Origin of the sequence: Mesorhizobium sp. WSM2240 (genome assembly GCF_040438645.1) — a bacterium.
In the GTDB taxonomy this organism is placed as follows: Bacteria; Pseudomonadota; Alphaproteobacteria; order Rhizobiales; family Rhizobiaceae; genus Allomesorhizobium.
Genome location: NZ_CP159253.1, coordinates 3,336,774 through 3,351,310, shown reverse-complemented (window position 1 = coordinate 3,351,310; position 14,537 = coordinate 3,336,774). Strand labels below are relative to the sequence as shown.

The 14,537-nt window shown below is 63.2% G+C and carries 16 protein-coding genes, 1 tRNA gene and 1 pseudogene; 12 read left to right on the top strand and 6 right to left on the bottom strand.

Annotation, left to right across the window (positions count from 1 at the left end; all coding sequences use genetic code 11):
- Nucleotides 1-15 precede the first annotated feature (15 nt).
- The 3 genes from ABVK50_RS16665 to ABVK50_RS16655 all read left to right on the top strand — a co-directional run bounded on the left by ABVK50_RS16665 (nt 16) and on the right by ABVK50_RS16655 (nt 2,170).
- Nucleotides 16-672, top strand: coding sequence for a TetR/AcrR family transcriptional regulator (locus ABVK50_RS16665; protein ID WP_353645521.1), 657 nt, complete (start codon nt 16-18; stop codon nt 670-672).
- Nucleotides 673-695: 23 nt separating this feature from the next.
- Nucleotides 696-1,715: a ketol-acid reductoisomerase gene (gene ilvC / locus ABVK50_RS16660; protein WP_353645522.1), complete on the top strand. Its 1,020-nt coding sequence runs from the start codon at nt 696-698 to the stop codon at nt 1,713-1,715.
- A gap of 164 nt (nt 1,716-1,879) precedes the next feature.
- On the top strand, nt 1,880-2,170 hold the full coding sequence (locus ABVK50_RS16655) for a PilZ domain-containing protein (protein ID WP_353645523.1): 291 nt from the start codon (nt 1,880-1,882) through the stop codon (nt 2,168-2,170).
- 57 nt (nt 2,171-2,227) lie between these two features.
- On the opposite strand, the gene ABVK50_RS16650 is transcribed toward ABVK50_RS16655, so the two are convergent.
- Nucleotides 2,228-2,740 carry a BA14K family protein gene (locus ABVK50_RS16650; protein WP_353645524.1) on the bottom strand — a complete coding sequence of 171 codons (513 nt, stop codon included), beginning with the start codon at nt 2,738-2,740 and terminating at the stop codon, nt 2,228-2,230.
- A 164-nt stretch (nt 2,741-2,904) separates the two neighbouring features.
- Between ABVK50_RS16650 and ABVK50_RS16645 the strand changes: the two genes are divergently transcribed.
- From ABVK50_RS16645 to ABVK50_RS16625, 5 genes are all read left to right on the top strand, one after another.
- Entirely contained in the window at nt 2,905-4,020 is a 1,116-nt protein-coding gene (locus tag ABVK50_RS16645) for an endonuclease/exonuclease/phosphatase family protein (protein ID WP_353645525.1), read from the top strand.
- A gap of 12 nt (nt 4,021-4,032) precedes the next feature.
- A complete protein-coding gene (locus tag ABVK50_RS16640) occupies nt 4,033-4,749 on the top strand; it encodes a hypothetical protein (RefSeq protein WP_353645526.1) in 717 nt (238 codons plus the stop codon).
- Nucleotides 4,750-4,937: 188 nt separating this feature from the next.
- Nucleotides 4,938-5,846: a PhzF family phenazine biosynthesis protein gene (locus ABVK50_RS16635; protein ID WP_353645527.1), complete on the top strand. Its 909-nt coding sequence runs from the start codon at nt 4,938-4,940 to the stop codon at nt 5,844-5,846.
- A gap of 102 nt (nt 5,847-5,948) precedes the next feature.
- Nucleotides 5,949-6,024, top strand: a tRNA-Lys gene (locus ABVK50_RS16630).
- 100 nt (nt 6,025-6,124) lie between these two features.
- Complete coding sequence (locus tag ABVK50_RS16625; protein WP_353645528.1) at nt 6,125-6,859, top strand: transporter substrate-binding domain-containing protein; 735 nt, start codon at nt 6,125-6,127, stop codon at nt 6,857-6,859.
- Nucleotides 6,860-6,867: 8 nt separating this feature from the next.
- On the opposite strand, the gene ABVK50_RS16620 is transcribed toward ABVK50_RS16625, so the two are convergent.
- Nucleotides 6,868-8,100, bottom strand: coding sequence for a LysR family transcriptional regulator (locus ABVK50_RS16620; RefSeq protein WP_353645917.1), 1,233 nt, complete (start codon nt 8,098-8,100; stop codon nt 6,868-6,870).
- 113 nt (nt 8,101-8,213) lie between these two features.
- Between ABVK50_RS16620 and ABVK50_RS16615 the strand changes: the two genes are divergently transcribed.
- The 4 genes from ABVK50_RS16615 to ABVK50_RS16600 are packed head-to-tail and all read left to right on the top strand — an operon-like array spanning nt 8,214 to nt 11,620.
- Nucleotides 8,214-8,948 carry a PIG-L deacetylase family protein gene (locus ABVK50_RS16615; RefSeq protein ID WP_353645529.1) on the top strand — a complete coding sequence of 245 codons (735 nt, stop codon included), beginning with the start codon at nt 8,214-8,216 and terminating at the stop codon, nt 8,946-8,948.
- Nucleotides 8,945-9,619, top strand: coding sequence for a 4-carboxy-4-hydroxy-2-oxoadipate aldolase/oxaloacetate decarboxylase (locus ABVK50_RS16610; RefSeq protein WP_353645530.1), 675 nt, complete (start codon nt 8,945-8,947; stop codon nt 9,617-9,619). The genes ABVK50_RS16615 and ABVK50_RS16610 overlap by 4 nt, the downstream gene beginning before the upstream one ends.
- 44 nt (nt 9,620-9,663) lie before the next feature.
- Nucleotides 9,664-10,545: a DUF1932 domain-containing protein gene (locus ABVK50_RS16605; RefSeq protein WP_353645531.1), complete on the top strand. Its 882-nt coding sequence runs from the start codon at nt 9,664-9,666 to the stop codon at nt 10,543-10,545.
- Between the two features lie 10 nt (nt 10,546-10,555).
- Entirely contained in the window at nt 10,556-11,620 is a 1,065-nt protein-coding gene (locus tag ABVK50_RS16600; protein WP_353645532.1) for a 4-oxalomesaconate tautomerase, read from the top strand.
- 23 nt (nt 11,621-11,643) lie between these two features.
- On the opposite strand, the gene ABVK50_RS16595 is transcribed toward ABVK50_RS16600, so the two are convergent.
- The 4 genes and pseudogenes from ABVK50_RS16595 to ABVK50_RS16580 form a co-directional block, all read right to left on the bottom strand.
- Nucleotides 11,644-12,939 (bottom strand): TRAP transporter large permease, encoded by a 1,296-nt coding sequence (locus ABVK50_RS16595; protein WP_353645533.1) that lies wholly within the window; start codon nt 12,937-12,939, stop codon nt 11,644-11,646.
- On the bottom strand, nt 12,936-13,436 hold the full coding sequence (locus ABVK50_RS16590) for a TRAP transporter small permease subunit (protein WP_353645534.1): 501 nt from the start codon (nt 13,434-13,436) through the stop codon (nt 12,936-12,938). The genes ABVK50_RS16595 and ABVK50_RS16590 overlap by 4 nt, the downstream gene beginning before the upstream one ends.
- Nucleotides 13,437-13,451: 15 nt before the next feature.
- The gene (dctP, locus tag ABVK50_RS16585; protein WP_353645535.1) at nt 13,452-13,943 is read right to left on the bottom strand and encodes a TRAP transporter substrate-binding protein DctP; all 492 of its coding nucleotides are present in this window, start codon (nt 13,941-13,943) and stop codon (nt 13,452-13,454) included.
- Between the two features lie 67 nt (nt 13,944-14,010).
- Nucleotides 14,011-14,451 (bottom strand): annotated as a pseudogene (locus ABVK50_RS16580) (C4-dicarboxylate ABC transporter); the annotation flags it as partial.
- Nucleotides 14,452-14,537: the final 86 nt, after the last annotated feature.

Genomic DNA, 14,537 nt, shown 5'->3' with positions numbered 1-14,537 from the left:
GAACACGGGCAGGACATGGAAGCAAGCCTGGAAGTCGATGGCGGCGGCGAGCTGACGGAACGCCAAAAGGACGTTCTGAACGCGGCTCTGCGCCTGCTCGTCGAGGAAGGCGACCGGCTGACCATGACCGCTGTTGCACGGCGCGCCAGCTGCTCGAAGGAAACGCTCTACAAATGGTTCGGCGACCGCGACGGGCTGCTCACCGCGACGGTGCAATGGCAGGCGTCGAAGGTGCGAGTCGCGCCAGTCGATCGCGCTCGCATCGACCTGCCGTCGCTGACGGCAAGTCTGGAGGGTTTCGCCTCCGACTGGCTGAAAGTGATTTCGTCGGAAACCTCGATCGCCCTCAATAGGGTGGCGATCGCCCGCGCCGGATCGGACGGCCACGGGCTTGGCGCGATCGTTCTCGAAAATGGCAGGCTGGCGCTCGCGCGGCGGCTGAAGCCGGTGCTGGAAGCGGCGTTCCACAAGGGCTTGCTTGCATTCGACGACGCCGAAACGGCGTTCCGGACTTTCTTCGGGCTGGTCGCTCGCGACGTGCAGATCAGACTGCTGCTCGGCGACAGGCTCAAATTGACTGAGGCGGAGATTGGCCGGGATGCGGCCTTGGCTACGCAGCAGTTTCTCGCTCTTTACGGAGCTCAAACCGGGGCGGGCAAGGCCAGCTCCTGATTTTAAACGGGAAGGAAGAAGACATGCGCGTTTATTACGATCGTGACGCCGATCTCAATCTGATCAAAGGCAAGAAGGTCGCCATCATCGGCTATGGCAGCCAGGGCAGGGCGCATGCGCTCAACCTCAAGGATTCGGGCGCCAAGGAACTTGCGGTCGGCCTGAAGGCAGGCTCGGCGACGGCCAAGAAGGTCGAGGCCGATGGCCTGAAGGTGATGAGCGTTGCCGAGGCCGCGAAATGGGCCGACCTGATGATGATGGCGACGCCCGATGAGCTGCAGGCCGACATCTATCGCGACGAGATCGCTCCGAATATCCGCGACGGCGCTGCAATCGCCTTCGCGCACGGCCTCAACGTGCATTTTGGCTTGATCGAGCCGAAGAAGACCGTCGACGTGCTGATGGTCGCGCCGAAGGGCCCCGGCCATACGGTGCGCGGCGAATACCAGAAGGGCGGCGGCGTGCCGTGCCTCGTCGCCGTGCATCAGGACGCTTCGGGCAATGCGCTGGAGCTCGGCCTCAGCTACGCCTGCGGCGTCGGCGGCGGCCGCTCCGGTATTATCGAGACCAACTTCAAGGAAGAGTGCGAGACTGACCTGTTCGGCGAACAGGTGGTGCTGTGCGGCGGTCTGGTCGAGCTCATCCGCGCCGGGTTCGAGACGCTGGTGGAAGCCGGTTATGCGCCGGAAATGGCTTATTTCGAGTGCCTGCACGAGGTGAAGCTGATCGTCGACCTGATCTACGAGGGCGGCATCGCCAACATGAACTACTCGATCTCCAACACCGCCGAATGGGGCGAGTACGTCTCCGGCCCGCGCATCATCACCGCCGAGACGAAGGCCGAGATGAAGCGGGTGCTGAAGGACATCCAGACCGGCAAGTTCACCTCGGAATGGATGCAGGAATACCGTTCGGGCGCGGCCCGCTTCAAGGGCATACGCCGCATGAACGACAACCACCAGATCGAAGAGGTTGGTGAGAAGCTGCGCGCCATGATGCCCTGGATCTCCAAGAACAAGCTGGTCGACAAAGCCAAGAACTGACGACCGGCAATTCTGCCTCCGCGTATCCCGATGGGGCCGCGCGGAGGCCGAGACGGCGGGCAGGAATTCGCGTCCTTTGCCTGCCGCCGCTCCTTGTCCCATTCCAGGACGGCCGGCTGGCGCGCCTTTTGCATCGTATGCCTTATAATTTGAGGAGGTGTACGATGAATCCGATCACCGAGAAATCCATTGGCGTTGACGGGCAAGTCTTCTCCGAACGCCGAGCGGCACTGCGCCGCCGCGTGCTGAAGGGCGCGACGCTGACCTTCAACAGGGGCTTCAGCGCCTTTGAATGCGTTCTGCGCAACCAGTCGGCGGAGGGCGCGCTGCTGTCCCTTGCCGAGACATTTTCGCTTCCGGCGCAATTCGACTTGCTGATCTCAGGCGAGGACACGTTGCGAAGGGCGCGGGTGCGCTGGCGGTCGATGACCGCGATAGGCATGAAATTCGAATAGAATCAAAACGGCGCCTGCGAAGGCGCCGTTTTGATATCTGCCGGATGTCAGGCCGTCTCAGCTATAGGGCGACCAGCATTGCCGGCGCGGCCCGTTGTAGGGCTGGAAGGTGTTGTCATAGGCTCTGTAGGACCGATAGCGGTCGTAGCACCATTGCACATGGGCGCTCGACAGACGGCCGGACCGGTACACCCGGCGCGGCGCGTAGTAGCGCGGAGCATAGTAGCGCGGCTCATAGTAGCGGTAGGCCGGAATGGAGAAGTCGAGATAGATGCTCGGCCGCCGGTCGTAGCGGCGCCAGTCCCGCCTGAAATGGCGGCGGTCGCGCCAGCGGTCGCCGTCCCTCCAGTGACGCCGGTGACGCCAGCGGTCGCGGTCACCGCGATGACGCCGCCAGGCCCGGCCATCCTGTATCAATGTTATTCCCGCGTCAGTCTGCAGCGCTGGCTGTACCGCCGGATTGAGCCCAGCGGCGATCGGAACCGCGTAGGCCGGTGTTGCTGAAACGCCTGCTGCGACGCCGAGCGCGATCAGGCCCGAGCGAAGCAAGGACGAAAGTTTTGGTGTCATTGCCTGTCTCCAGAAACGAAACGGTTGGCCCCATGCCCCATTGTTCGAGGAGTAGGCACAGATTGCCGTTGGACGGATGAACGGGGGATGAACGGGATGGTTCCGGTCACGCTCTCCGCCGCCGGGCCTTGTCATCGGCCCGCCGAGCGGGCAAAGCTCGCGCCATGTCGCTGCGCCTTGCCACCTTCAACGTCGAGAACCTGATGAACAGGTTCGACTATTCAGGCTTCCGCAACCAGTTGCATCAGGATCGGACGCTGTCTCTGTTCCATATCAAGGACGAGGCCGAATACCGGCTGCTCGAACAGGGCCGCGCGATCGCGCATGCCGACGACATGCGCCAGCTGACCGCATTGGCGATAGCCGAAACCCGTGCCGATATTCTGTGCATGCAGGAGGTCGACAATATCGAAGCGCTGAAGGCCTTCGAATACGGTTATCTGTTCAAGATGGTCGGGCACGGCTATCGCCACAAATACACCAGCACCGGCAACGATTCCCGCGGCATCGACGTGGCGGTGATGATGCGGGAGGAAACGGAAGACGGGCAACCGATCGAGTTCGTGCGCATGACCAGCCACGCCCACATCACCTTCGAGGAATTCGGTTTGCACAATCCGCAGCTTTCGGAGCTCGGCAACGAGGCGCATGAAAGGATATTCCGGCGTGACTGCCTGGAGATCGACGTCAAGGTCGGCGGAAGGCCGCTGACGATCTATTCCGTGCATTTCAAGTCGATGGGTTCGGCGCGCAACGGCGTTCCCGGCCGCGATTCCTCGATGCCGATCCGCGTGGCTGAAGCCACGGCGGTGCGGCGGATCATCGAAAAACGCTTCGGCAAGAATCATGCCGGCAATCGCCACTGGGCGATCTGCGGCGACATGAACGACTACCGCCAGCGCGTGGTGATCGGCGGCAGCGACCATGGCGGCGGCTATGAATTCGAGGTCGTCGACGAGGCCCAGTCCAGCCTGGACGCACTGCTCGCCGACGGCTTTGCCGAGAACGTCGTCGAAAGGCGGCCCGAACTCGACCGCTGGACGCTCTATCACACGCGCGGGCCGGAGGAGCGGCATCTGTGCCAGCTCGACTACATCCTGCTGTCGCCGGCGCTGGCGCGCCGCAATTCACGCGCAATTCCTGAAATCATTCGCGGCGGCCAGCCTTACCGGACCATCTTCCCGCCCGGCCAGGAGACCGGCCGTTACCCGCGCACCGGCTGGGACCGGCCCAAGGCATCCGACCATTGCCCGGTCGTCGTGACCTTGAATATCGCCTGAGCGGAGCGGGCCGTGACTTTCGATATTCCGAGCAACCTTATCGTACCGGTCGACGTGGTCGACGTCAGGCTCGATCCAGAGCCACATCCCTTCGAGACAGCCAACGCGGCGGCGATCGAGGAGAACTGGCGCGCGGAGACGCTGGCCAACCCGTCTTTGTTCGACGGCACCGTCGTGCTTCTGTCGCGCCTCGCCTATGACGATGGGCGCTTCGAGGGGCGCTGCCACGCCGTTCGCTATGCAACCTTCATGCATTGGCGGCGCGAACGCGCCAACACCGCGGCGGGACATGTGTTTGCACACGCCATGCTGGTATCGCGCGACAATGCGCTGGTCGCCATCAGGATGGCCGCCAACACCGTCAATGCCGGCCGCGTCTATTTCGCTGCCGGATCGTTCGAGCCGGTGGATTTCGCCGACGGCGCGGCCGATGTCGACTTCAACATGATCCGCGAAGTGGCCGAGGAAACCGGCCTGGATATCTCGTCCGTTCCGCGCGGCGAGCGCTGTTATGCGCTGTCGACCGAGCGCGGCACCGTGCTCTTCCGCCGCTACTTTCTGGCCGAGGATGCCGACGAGATCGCCCGGCGCATCGAGACATTCGTGGCCGGCGAACCGGACCCTGAGATCAGCGGGCCGGTGATCATACGCGGAAGCGACGACCTGCCGGACGGGCTGATGCCGCACATGAAGCCGCTCGTCGAATGGCATTTTTATGCGCAGCGTTGATGCTACTCATGCCGCAGCACGCCGGTCGAACCGAGCGCCAACCTTCGCTCGATGAAACGCGGGGTTTCGGCTGCTGGCCCGTTGACAAGTTGGTCCTTGCGGGACCCTCATGCGTTTACGAAATCCCTCTCGGTAGGTCGACAAGGGGGGATTGCAAGAATTCTCTCACCTCGTGAGGCACGATTACGATGCAGGGACGCAAATACGTTATCTACGACGTGTTCACCGGACAGCGGCTGGCCGGTAATCCGCTCGCCGTCGTGCTCGAGGCCGAGGGGCTCGACACCGCCGCCTTGCAGCGCATAGCCGGCGAGTTCAACCTGTCCGAGACGAGCTTCGTGACGCCGCCGCAGGACGGCTCGCACCGCGCCCGCGTGCGCATCTTCACGCCGGTCTACGAGATGCCGTTCGCCGGCCATCCGACGGTGGGCACCGCGATCGCGCTCCATGAATCTGAAGCGGGCGAGGGCGCCGCAATCTTCGTGCTGGAAGAAAATATCGGCCCGGTGCGCTGCGCCGTCACCGACGGCAAGCCGGCCACCTTCGCTGAATTCGACCTGCCGCAACTGCCTGAAAAGCTGGCGCTTTCGGCGGATGCAGCAGCGATCGGCGCGGCGGTCGGCCTTGCGCCGCACGAGATCGGTTTCGAGAACCACCGCGTCGGCCTGTGGTCGGCCGGCGTTCCCTATATCACCATCCCGGTTTCCGGCCTCGACGCAGCGCGGCGGGCGCGGCTCGACAATCAGGCGTGGCAGGAGCTTTCGCCCGAACGCGGCGACGGCAAAAGGGCCAGCGCCTATATCTATTGCCGCGAGACCGTCAGCCGCGAAAACTCGTTCCATGCGCGCATGTTCGTGCCGGGCAACCCTTCCTACGAGGATCCCGCGACCGGCTCGGCGGCGGCGGCCTTCGCCGGCGTGATCATGCAGTTCGACGCACCGACCGACGGGCCGTCGCGATTCTGGATCGAGCAGGGCGTCGAAATGGGGCGTCCCTCGCGCATAAGGCTGGAGATCGACGTGGAGAACAGCGTGATTGCCGCCGCCCGCATCGGCGGCAATGCGGTAATGGTCGCCGAAGGCGTACTCTACGCGTGACCGAATGGCACAGGCTGACGATTTGCCGCAAATGAACGTCCCGGGGCTGGACAGCCCCGGAGCTATGGCTATATCGCGCCTGCATCGGTCGTCCGATGGTGTGGGTGCGTAGCTCAGTTGGTAGAGCAGCTGACTCTTAATCAGCGGGTCACAGGTTCGATCCCTGTCGCACCCACCACTTTCCGCGAGTTAGTCGACCACGTGGCCGAAAAGGCTGCAAGATCGCGCGGACAAGTGATCGGCATCTTCTTGTTCCGTTCGGAACGGCAGGCTCGACCATGATACAGTCTACCGAAAATTTAGCGCGCGTAAGGGCGGAGCTGACTGTTGGCGGCTCGCTACGCTTTGCGCTCAACCATGGCAATGCGTTGCTGGTTCAACGAGGGCCGGACGGGGCCGCCGTCCAAGGGATAAGCGTGGACCTCGCCCATGAGCTTTCGCGCCGCCTCGGCGTGGCGGCAAGCTTCGTTCACTATGAAAAGGCCGGCGATGTGGCCAACGGGACCGGCTCGGATGAGTGGGATATCTGTTTCCTCGCGATCGACCCGCTCCGCGCTCGTGAAATCGCCTTCACCGACCCGTATGTGGCGATCGACGGTAATTTCGTGGTGCCGTCGTCATCGCCGGCGATGGAACCCGCCGATATCGATCGGCTCCGGTTGAGGGTGGCTCTGACCTCGGGAAGCGCCTACTCACTCCACCTGCTTCGGGAATCGAAGGGCGCCACGATCCTCGAATTCAAGACCGTGAAAGACGCGGCGACCGCGATGCTGAGCGGCGAGGCCGACGCGCTCGCGGGCGTGCGGCAGGCAATGGAGGCGTTTCGCGCAGGCCATGCAGGTTTCCGGCTGATCGATTCATCGTTCATGTCCATCCGGCAGGCCATCGGCATCAAGGTCGGCAAACCGCGGGCGCTCGAATACCTCAATGCCTTTGTCGCTGAGTTGAAGGCAAATGGCTTCATGGGCGAGGCGCTTGCGCGCAGCGGCCATGGCGAGCTGCAGATACCCTGAACTTTGCACTATTTCGCGATCGCGTCGCCGGCCGCGCGCAAGTGCTTGAGAAATGTGCGTTGCAGGCGGCTCGGGAGCCAATCCTCGCGCATTGTGACGCCGATGGTACGGGCGCCGAGCAGGCGCTCGACGTCTGGCGAGACCGGAATGCAACGAAGGATTCCTTCCCTGTCTTCGATGGCGATCTGCCGCCGCGATAGCATTGCCAGGCGGTCGCTCTCCATGAGGATTGCGCGTGTCAGGACCAGCGAGCTGGTTTCGACATTTGCCCTTGGCGGCGCCGGGTACTCTTCGAACAACACGTCGAAGGCGGCGCGGATGGGCGTGCCGGGCCGCTGAGCCACCCAGTCCATCGAGGCAAGTTCATCGAGCTCCGCCCCCCGGCCGAGTCCAAGCAACGCATGGCCCGGACGGCCGACGATGGCGTAGGGATCATTAAACAGCGGCTCGGCGTGCAGGCCCTGAAGATCGCCGCCCGAACGCAGGGCGCCGATCAATATGTCGGTGGCGCCCGCCCGCAATTGTTGCGAAAGCAACTCGTAGGAGCCGTCTACGACCTCTATCCTGGCGTTGGGATGCGCCGCAAGCAGCGGGTTGATCGCTCGCGCCAGAAGCAGCGTGCGCGCCAGCGGCAGGCTTGCGACCTTGATGCGGCCTTCCAGTCGTCCTTCGAGTTCGTGCAATTCGTCCCGTGCCTGGTCGATCTCCGTCAGCGCCACCTGCCAACGGAGCGCCAAATTCCGGCCGATCGCATTGGGGGTCACGCCGGTCGGTCCGCGAGCCAAGATCGCCCGCCCGACATTCGCCTGCAAACCTTGCACGAGCCGGTGCAGCCCTCCGGGAGAGATGTCGTTGCGGCGGGCAGCCTCCGTGATCGATCCGGCATTGGCAAGCGCGATCAGGGCCTTGATGTGCCTCATGGTTATCCGGTCGAGACATCTCGCCACCAGCGTCGCGTCGCGTTGCGCTGCCGTGCCGAGAGCCTGGCCGAGGGCGGCGGCGAATTGGTTGTCCATGCGGTCAAATCGGCGCCGGAGGACTTCGCCTGCAGGCGTCGGCTGGCTGCCCGTCGCGTGCCGCGACAGAAGCTTTGCGCCGAACTGCGCCTCGATGCCGGCAATCGCCACAGAGATCGAAGGCTGCGAGATATTGAGCTGGGCGGCTACACGGTTGAGGCTGCCCAGTTCGCAAATCCGGGAAAATAGACGCAGATGGCGTAGATTGAGATCCGCTTCTTCCATCGTCAACCAAAGATCGATTCAAACAAATCTATAGCCTGGCGCGCCTTTCGTATTAGCACCGGTCACTCGATCCGTGCCAGTTCTCGCGCCGAAAGTTTGGAGGAGGAGCGGAAATGCCCCAGAAGACTGCGCTGGTGGTCAGCGCGCATTCGGCGGATTTCGTATGGCGGGCCGGCGGAGCGATCGCCGCCCATTCCGAGCAGGGTTATGCGGTCACGGTCGTGTGCCTGTCATTTGGCGAGCGCGGCGAGTCCGCCAAGCTATGGCGCAAAGCCGGAATGACGCTCGACACGGTCAAAGCGGATCGCCGCCGCGAGGCCGAGAATGCCGCGACAGCGCTCGGCGTGCACGATATCCGCTTCTACGATCTTGGCGATTACCCGATGCAGATCACGCCGGATGCATTCGACAAACTGGTCGATCTCTACCGGGAAGTCCGGCCGGAATTTGTGCTGACGCATTCGCGGCAGGACCCCTACAATTTCGATCATCCGATGGCGACCGAGTTTGCGCAGCACGCGCGGGTAATCGCCCAGGCTCACGGGCATAAGCCCGAGCAAAAAGTTCTTGGCGCGCCTCCGGTCTATCTTTTCGAGCCGCACCAACCCGAACAATGCAACTGGAAGCCAGATTTCCTGCTCGATATCACGGCGGTCTGGGAGAAGAAGCTGGCCGCCATCAAATGCATGGAAGGGCAGGAGCACCTTTGGGAATATTATACCCGCGTGGCGCTGCAGCGCGGCGCGCAGGCCTCCCGCAACTCGGACTACAAGATCAGCTATGGCGAGGGGTATGAGGCGGTCTTCCCGCATGTCACCGGCACGCTTGGCCATAGAGCGCTGGCATGAACGTCGTTCGCCGCAACATTGCCCGAGCCGAGCCTGCAATCGTCGATGCGCTCGCCGAGTGCGGCGTCGCGACCGTTCACGAAGCCATGGGCCGCATCGGCCTAATGCGGTCGCATATGCGCCCGATCTGGCGCGGCGCTCGCATTGCGGGCAGCGCCGTCACGGTTTCGATACCGCCGGCCGACAACTGGATGATCCATGTCGCGGTGGAGCAGTGCCGGGACGGCGATGTCCTGGTCGTTGCGCCGACCTCGCCGAGCGACGCCGGCTATTTCGGCGAACTTCTGGCGACCTCCCTGAAGACGCGCGGCGTCCGCGGTCTGGTCATAGACGCGGGCGTGCGCGACGTGATCGAGCTCGAGGATATGGGCTTTCCGGCCTGGTCCCGTTCGATATCTGCGCAGGGAACGGTGAAGGCGACGCTCGGTTCGGTGAACGTGCCGATCGTCTGCGCGGGAGCGCAAGTGAACCCGGGCGATGTGATCATCGCCGACGAGGACGGCGTCATGGTGGTGCCGCGTGAACAGGCCGGCGAGGCCTTGTCCGCTTCGCGCGCGCGGCTGGAGAAGGAGGCGCGCACGCGTGCACGTCTCGCTGCCGGAGAATTGGGGCTCGACATCTACGGAATGCGCGATGCGCTCGCTGCGAAGGGCCTGAAATACATCGATTGATGCATGGGCCGGGTTGAGGAGTCCGTCAGCGCCCGGGAGGATACATGACCACCACTATTGCTTTTATCGGATTTGGCGAAGCGGCGCAGTCGATCGCCGGCGGCCTGAATGGGCGGGCGGGATTGCAGATGAAGGCGTTCGACCTGCGCTTCTCGGATCCGGCCGCAGCCGATTCGCTTGTACGCGCCGCAGCCGAGCGCGGCGTAACACTTCTGGAGGATATTTCGGGGATCGCCTCGGCCGACGTGGTGATGTCGCTGGTCGTCGGCGCGGCGACGTGCAGTGTCGCCGCTTCGGCCGCATCGCATCTGTCGGACGGCGCTATCTATGTCGATCTGAACTCGGTCGGCCCCGAAACCAAGGCGCTTGCGGCGAAGGAAATCGCGCGGGGCAGGGGAAGTTTTGTCGAAGGCGCGGTGATGGCGCGCGTGCCTCCCTATGCCGAGAAGGTGCCGGTCCTGGTAGCCGGAGAGCGCTCAGGCGAGATCGCCGAACGCCTCAACAGTCTTGGGATGAATTTTGAAGCGGTAGGCACCAAGCCGGGCCAGGCCTCGGCGCTCAAGATGATCCGCTCCGTGATGATCAAGGGGATCGAGGCCCTCTTGATCGAGGCGCTGGCCTCGGCCGAACGCGCCGGCGTGACCGAGCGCATTCTGGACTCGGTACACGAGACTTTCCCCGGCCTGAACTGGCGCGAGGTTGCCGACTACTATCTTTCTCGCACCTTCGAGCACGGCGCGCGGCGCGTCACCGAGATGACCGAGGCCGCCGACACGATCGCCTCGCTCGGCCTGGAGCCGCATATGTCGCGGGCGGCGTGCCGGACGATCGGAGCCGCCCACACCGCCATGAAGGACAAGGGCCTGAACGTCGGGGACGGCTATCGCGGCTTTGTGCCGGTGCTTTCACGCGCCTTGGGCAAATAGGTATTGGGACATGAACCCTGACGGCATTGTCTGCATGATGATGAGGGGCGGCACCTCGAAAGGCGCCTACTTCCTCGCCGACGACCTGCCGGCCGACAAAGCCCAGCGAGACGCGCTGTTGCTGCGCATCATGGGCTCGCCCGATCCGCGCCAGATCGACGGGATCGGCGGCGCCGATCCGCTGACCAGCAAGGTGGCGGTGGTTCGCAAGTCCGAGCGGCCCGGGATCGACGTCGACTATCTTTTCCTGCAGGTGTTCGTCGATCAGGCGCTGGTGTCGGACAGCCAGAATTGCGGCAACATCCTCGCCGGCATCGGCGCCTTCGCCATCGAGCGCGGACTGGTCAAGCCCGCCGAAGGCGAAACGCCGGTGCGCATCTACATGGAGAACACGGCACAAACGGCCGTCGCGACAATCCGTACGGAGAATGGATGGCCCTTCTATGACGGCGATGTCCGTATAGATGGCGTGCCAAACTCGGCTGCTCCCGTGTTTCTGAGCTTTGCGGACGCGGCCGGTTCCAGCTGCGGCGCGCTCCTGCCGACCGGCACTGCGCTCACGGTAATCGATGGTGTGGCCTGTACCTTGATCGATAACGGCATGCCCGTCGTCGTGATGCGGGCTTCCGATTTCGGGCTGACGGGTTATGAAAGCCGGGCCGAACTGGAGGCCGCGGACGAGGTCAAGGCGCGGATCGAGATGATCCGGCTGGCAGCCGGACCGCTCATGAATCTTGGCGACGTGTCGCAGAAATCCGTTCCCAAGATGACGCTGGTCGCGCCGCCACGAGACGGCGGAGCCATCATGACGCGGAGCTTCATCCCGCATCGCGTGCATGCGTCGATCGGCGTGTTCGGCGCTTTGAGTGTCGCGACGGCGTGCCTGTTTCCCGAAAGCCCGGCCGCTGCCTTGGCAACGCTTCCGGACGGCGAAGAGAAAACCGTCGCGGTCGAGCATCCGACCGGCCAGATGGAGATATTGCTCCGGCTTGACGCAACGCAGCCCTACGGCCTCGGTCAGGCATCGTTCGTGCGCACGGCGCGCAAATTGTTCGACGGACGGGTATTTGCGTAACGGATATTTTGGTTCGGATCAGGTCATCCCTGATATCCGAATTGCCGTGGAAGCCAGAGCGTGAGATCAGGCACCAGGATCAGGACCAGCAGCGCCAAAAACAGGGAAAGCATGTAGGGCATGATCTCGCGCACGATGTCGCGGACCGGTATCCCAGTGGCTCCGTTGATGACAAAGAGCAGCATGCCGTAAGGCGGGGTGATCAGCCCGATCATGACGTTCACCACCATCACCACGCCGAAATAGACCAGATCGATCCCCAGCACCCTACAGGCGGGGATAAACAGCGGGACGATCACCAGGATGATAGTCGTCGCGTCGAGGATGCAGCCTAGCAACAGGAACAGCAGATTGGCGAACAGCATGAACGCCAATGGCTGCAGGTCCAAATAGTCCAGCATGGATGCGATCGAGGCCGGAACGTTCTCGGCCGCGACGATGTAGTTGAAGATGAGCGCGCTGCCGATGACCAGACCGACTGAGGCGGAGGACCGGGCGCTTTCGGAGAACACGTTGTAAAGGGACGCCCACGTCACCGAGCGGTAGAGGAAGGCCGCGATCAGCAGCGCATAGGCCGCGGCGACAGCGGCGGCTTCGGTAGGCGTCGTGGCGCCGCCGTAGATTCCTGCCAGGAGGATGATCGGCATCAAAAGGGCGGGCATCGCCCGGAAGGTGATCCCGGGCAATTTCCGTACCGGGACCTTCGTCTCCGGGGGAATATCGCGCTTGTGGGCGATCCATGTTGTTATCGCCATCATCACGATGGTCATGATGAGGCCGGGAACGACGCCGCCAAGGAAGAGGTAGCCTATCGAGGCATCCGAAACGAGCGCATACATGACCATCGGGATCGACGGCGGGATGATCGGCCCGATCGTCGCCGAGGCAGCGACAACCGCAGCGGCAAGGCCGGGCGAATAATGCCCGCTCTTGACCATCATATTGATGGTGATTTTTCCGATGCCAGCGGCGTCGGCGACCGCCGAGCCCGACATGCCGGAGAAGATCAGGCTGACCATGATGTCGACCTGCGCCAGCCCGCCGCGGAAGCGGCCGACCACGGCCTTGCAGAAGGCGAGCAGGCGGTCGCTGATCGCGCCCTCGTTCATGATGTTGGCCGCGACGATGAACAGCGGCACCGCCAGAATGATAAAGCTGTCGTAGATGCCCTGGATGATCTGCTCGGCGGCGAGCCCGAGATCCTGTCCGGCGACAGCGAGGTAGACGACCGCAGCGACGATCATCGAGTGAGCGATCGGCGCGCCGATGCCGGCCAGCGCGAACAAAGTCACGAGGCAGAGGAGGAAAGGGAAACTCATATGGTGGGAACCTCGGGCTGTTCCTCGGGCAATTTTCCGCCACGGAGGAGCCGCCAGACTTCCCAGCCGCTGCGCACGATCACCGCAATTGCGAAAAGCGCATAGACGCTAAAGACAACGTCGAGCCGGATGCCGAGCGTGGGACTGCGCTTGATCCGATAGAAGGTGATGTAGTCCACACTTGCCGGGAAGGACGCCAGAAACCCCGCAAACAGCGCTGCGGCGGATACAATCGCAAACCAACGCCGGGTCCGGTACCCGACCCAGTGGTAGATCAGATCGAAGCGGACTTGATCGCGCTCGCCCAGCGTGAAGGCGCTGCCCCAGAACACGAGCCATAGCCATGTGGTGACGCAGACTTCCTGCGTCCAGCTCAACGGGTTGTTGAACACGTACCGTGTCACGATCTGCAGTATGAAGGCGCAGAACATGGCGGCGAGCAGGCCCGCCGCCACATTGTCAGCCCGCGACCGCAGCCAGCGGACGGCTGCTCGCATCGAGGAGGCCTCCGGTCAGAGCGCGTTGATCTTGTCGACCATGCCTTCCGGCCAGGATTTGGAGATATCCGACTCCAGGTAGGCCTTCTGCACATGCGCGCGGAACGCGTCGACGTCCGGCGTATAGACCTTCAGGCCTTGGTCCTTGAAGAACTGTTCGAGCTCGCCTTCGAGTTTGAGTTGCCGCTGGCGGCCAAGTTCGGCCGCGTCGTCGGCCGCCTTCTGCACTGTCGCCTGCTGCTCCGGGGTCAATTCGTCCCAGACCTTCTTGGAAAAAGCCAGGTAGTTCAGATCGACGAGATGACTGGTCAGCACGATCTGCTTGGTTACCTCGTAGAACTTGGAATCCTTCGTCGAGGGCAAGGGGTTGTCCTGGCCGTCGACCGCGCCTGTCTGCAACGCCGTGTAGATCTCGGTGAACGCGATCGGCACCGGGTTGGCGCCGATCGCCGAGCCGAGGAACTGCCAGGCATCGGTGCCCGGCATGCGAAGCTTGATGCCGGCCATGTCTCTTGATCTCCTTGTCGACGCGAAGATTGAGCTGGCGGCGACCGAGATACATCACGGTCAGGAGCTTGACGCCCAGCTCGTCCTCGACCTTCTTCTTCATGTCGTTCATGAAATCCGCGGCGAACACCTTCTTCTGGTGCTCGGCGTCGCGATGCAGGTAGCCGGCCGCGAAAATCGACCATTCCGGGTAGATCGTCGCGAGTTCCTGCGCAGAGGCGATCGACATTTCGAGATTGCCGCGGGCGATCGCCTCGAGTTCCGTACCCTGCTTGAACAGCGAAGCGTTCCAGTGCGGCTCGAAATCGGCAAAACCGGCGACCGCCGGTCCGAAGACTTCGGTCAGCGAAACGGCGCGCTGGTCGGTCGGGGTCGCCGGCGACGAGAGCCGCAGCTTGATCTTGTTCTGCGCGAAAGCGCTGCCGAGGTCCAGGCCGAGTGTGGCGCCGGCCAATCCGAGCGCGACCGCGCCCAATGCGCCACGGCGGGTGATATTGCTGCTGTTCATCTTTTCCTCCCTGGTAATCCCGCCCGGTCCCTTTGCCGGCGTGCACCACATCAAAGTTACACAAGTCAAACGCCGACTCAAGCCTT

Coding starts and splice junctions, on each gene's coding strand:
- ABVK50_RS16605 (WP_353645531.1), top strand. CDS start 9,664: ATGACCACCACTATTGCTTTTATCGGATTTGGCGAAGCGGCGCAGTCG.
- ABVK50_RS16620 (WP_353645917.1), bottom strand. CDS start 8,100: ATGGAAGAAGCGGATCTCAATCTACGCCATCTGCGTCTATTTTCCCGG.
- ABVK50_RS16625 (WP_353645528.1), top strand. CDS start 6,125: ATGATACAGTCTACCGAAAATTTAGCGCGCGTAAGGGCGGAGCTGACT.
- ABVK50_RS16665 (WP_353645521.1), top strand. CDS start 16: ATGGAAGCAAGCCTGGAAGTCGATGGCGGCGGCGAGCTGACGGAACGC.
- ilvC (WP_353645522.1), top strand. CDS start 696: ATGCGCGTTTATTACGATCGTGACGCCGATCTCAATCTGATCAAAGGC.
- ABVK50_RS16645 (WP_353645525.1), top strand. CDS start 2,905: ATGTCGCTGCGCCTTGCCACCTTCAACGTCGAGAACCTGATGAACAGG.
- ABVK50_RS16615 (WP_353645529.1), top strand. CDS start 8,214: ATGCCCCAGAAGACTGCGCTGGTGGTCAGCGCGCATTCGGCGGATTTC.
- ABVK50_RS16590 (WP_353645534.1), bottom strand. CDS start 13,436: ATGCGAGCAGCCGTCCGCTGGCTGCGGTCGCGGGCTGACAATGTGGCG.
- ABVK50_RS16610 (WP_353645530.1), top strand. CDS start 8,945: ATGAACGTCGTTCGCCGCAACATTGCCCGAGCCGAGCCTGCAATCGTC.
- ABVK50_RS16635 (WP_353645527.1), top strand. CDS start 4,938: ATGCAGGGACGCAAATACGTTATCTACGACGTGTTCACCGGACAGCGG.
- dctP (WP_353645535.1), bottom strand. CDS start 13,943: ATGGCCGGCATCAAGCTTCGCATGCCGGGCACCGATGCCTGGCAGTTC.
- ABVK50_RS16600 (WP_353645532.1), top strand. CDS start 10,556: ATGAACCCTGACGGCATTGTCTGCATGATGATGAGGGGCGGCACCTCG.
- ABVK50_RS16655 (WP_353645523.1), top strand. CDS start 1,880: ATGAATCCGATCACCGAGAAATCCATTGGCGTTGACGGGCAAGTCTTC.
- ABVK50_RS16650 (WP_353645524.1), bottom strand. CDS start 2,740: ATGACACCAAAACTTTCGTCCTTGCTTCGCTCGGGCCTGATCGCGCTC.
- ABVK50_RS16595 (WP_353645533.1), bottom strand. CDS start 12,939: ATGAGTTTCCCTTTCCTCCTCTGCCTCGTGACTTTGTTCGCGCTGGCC.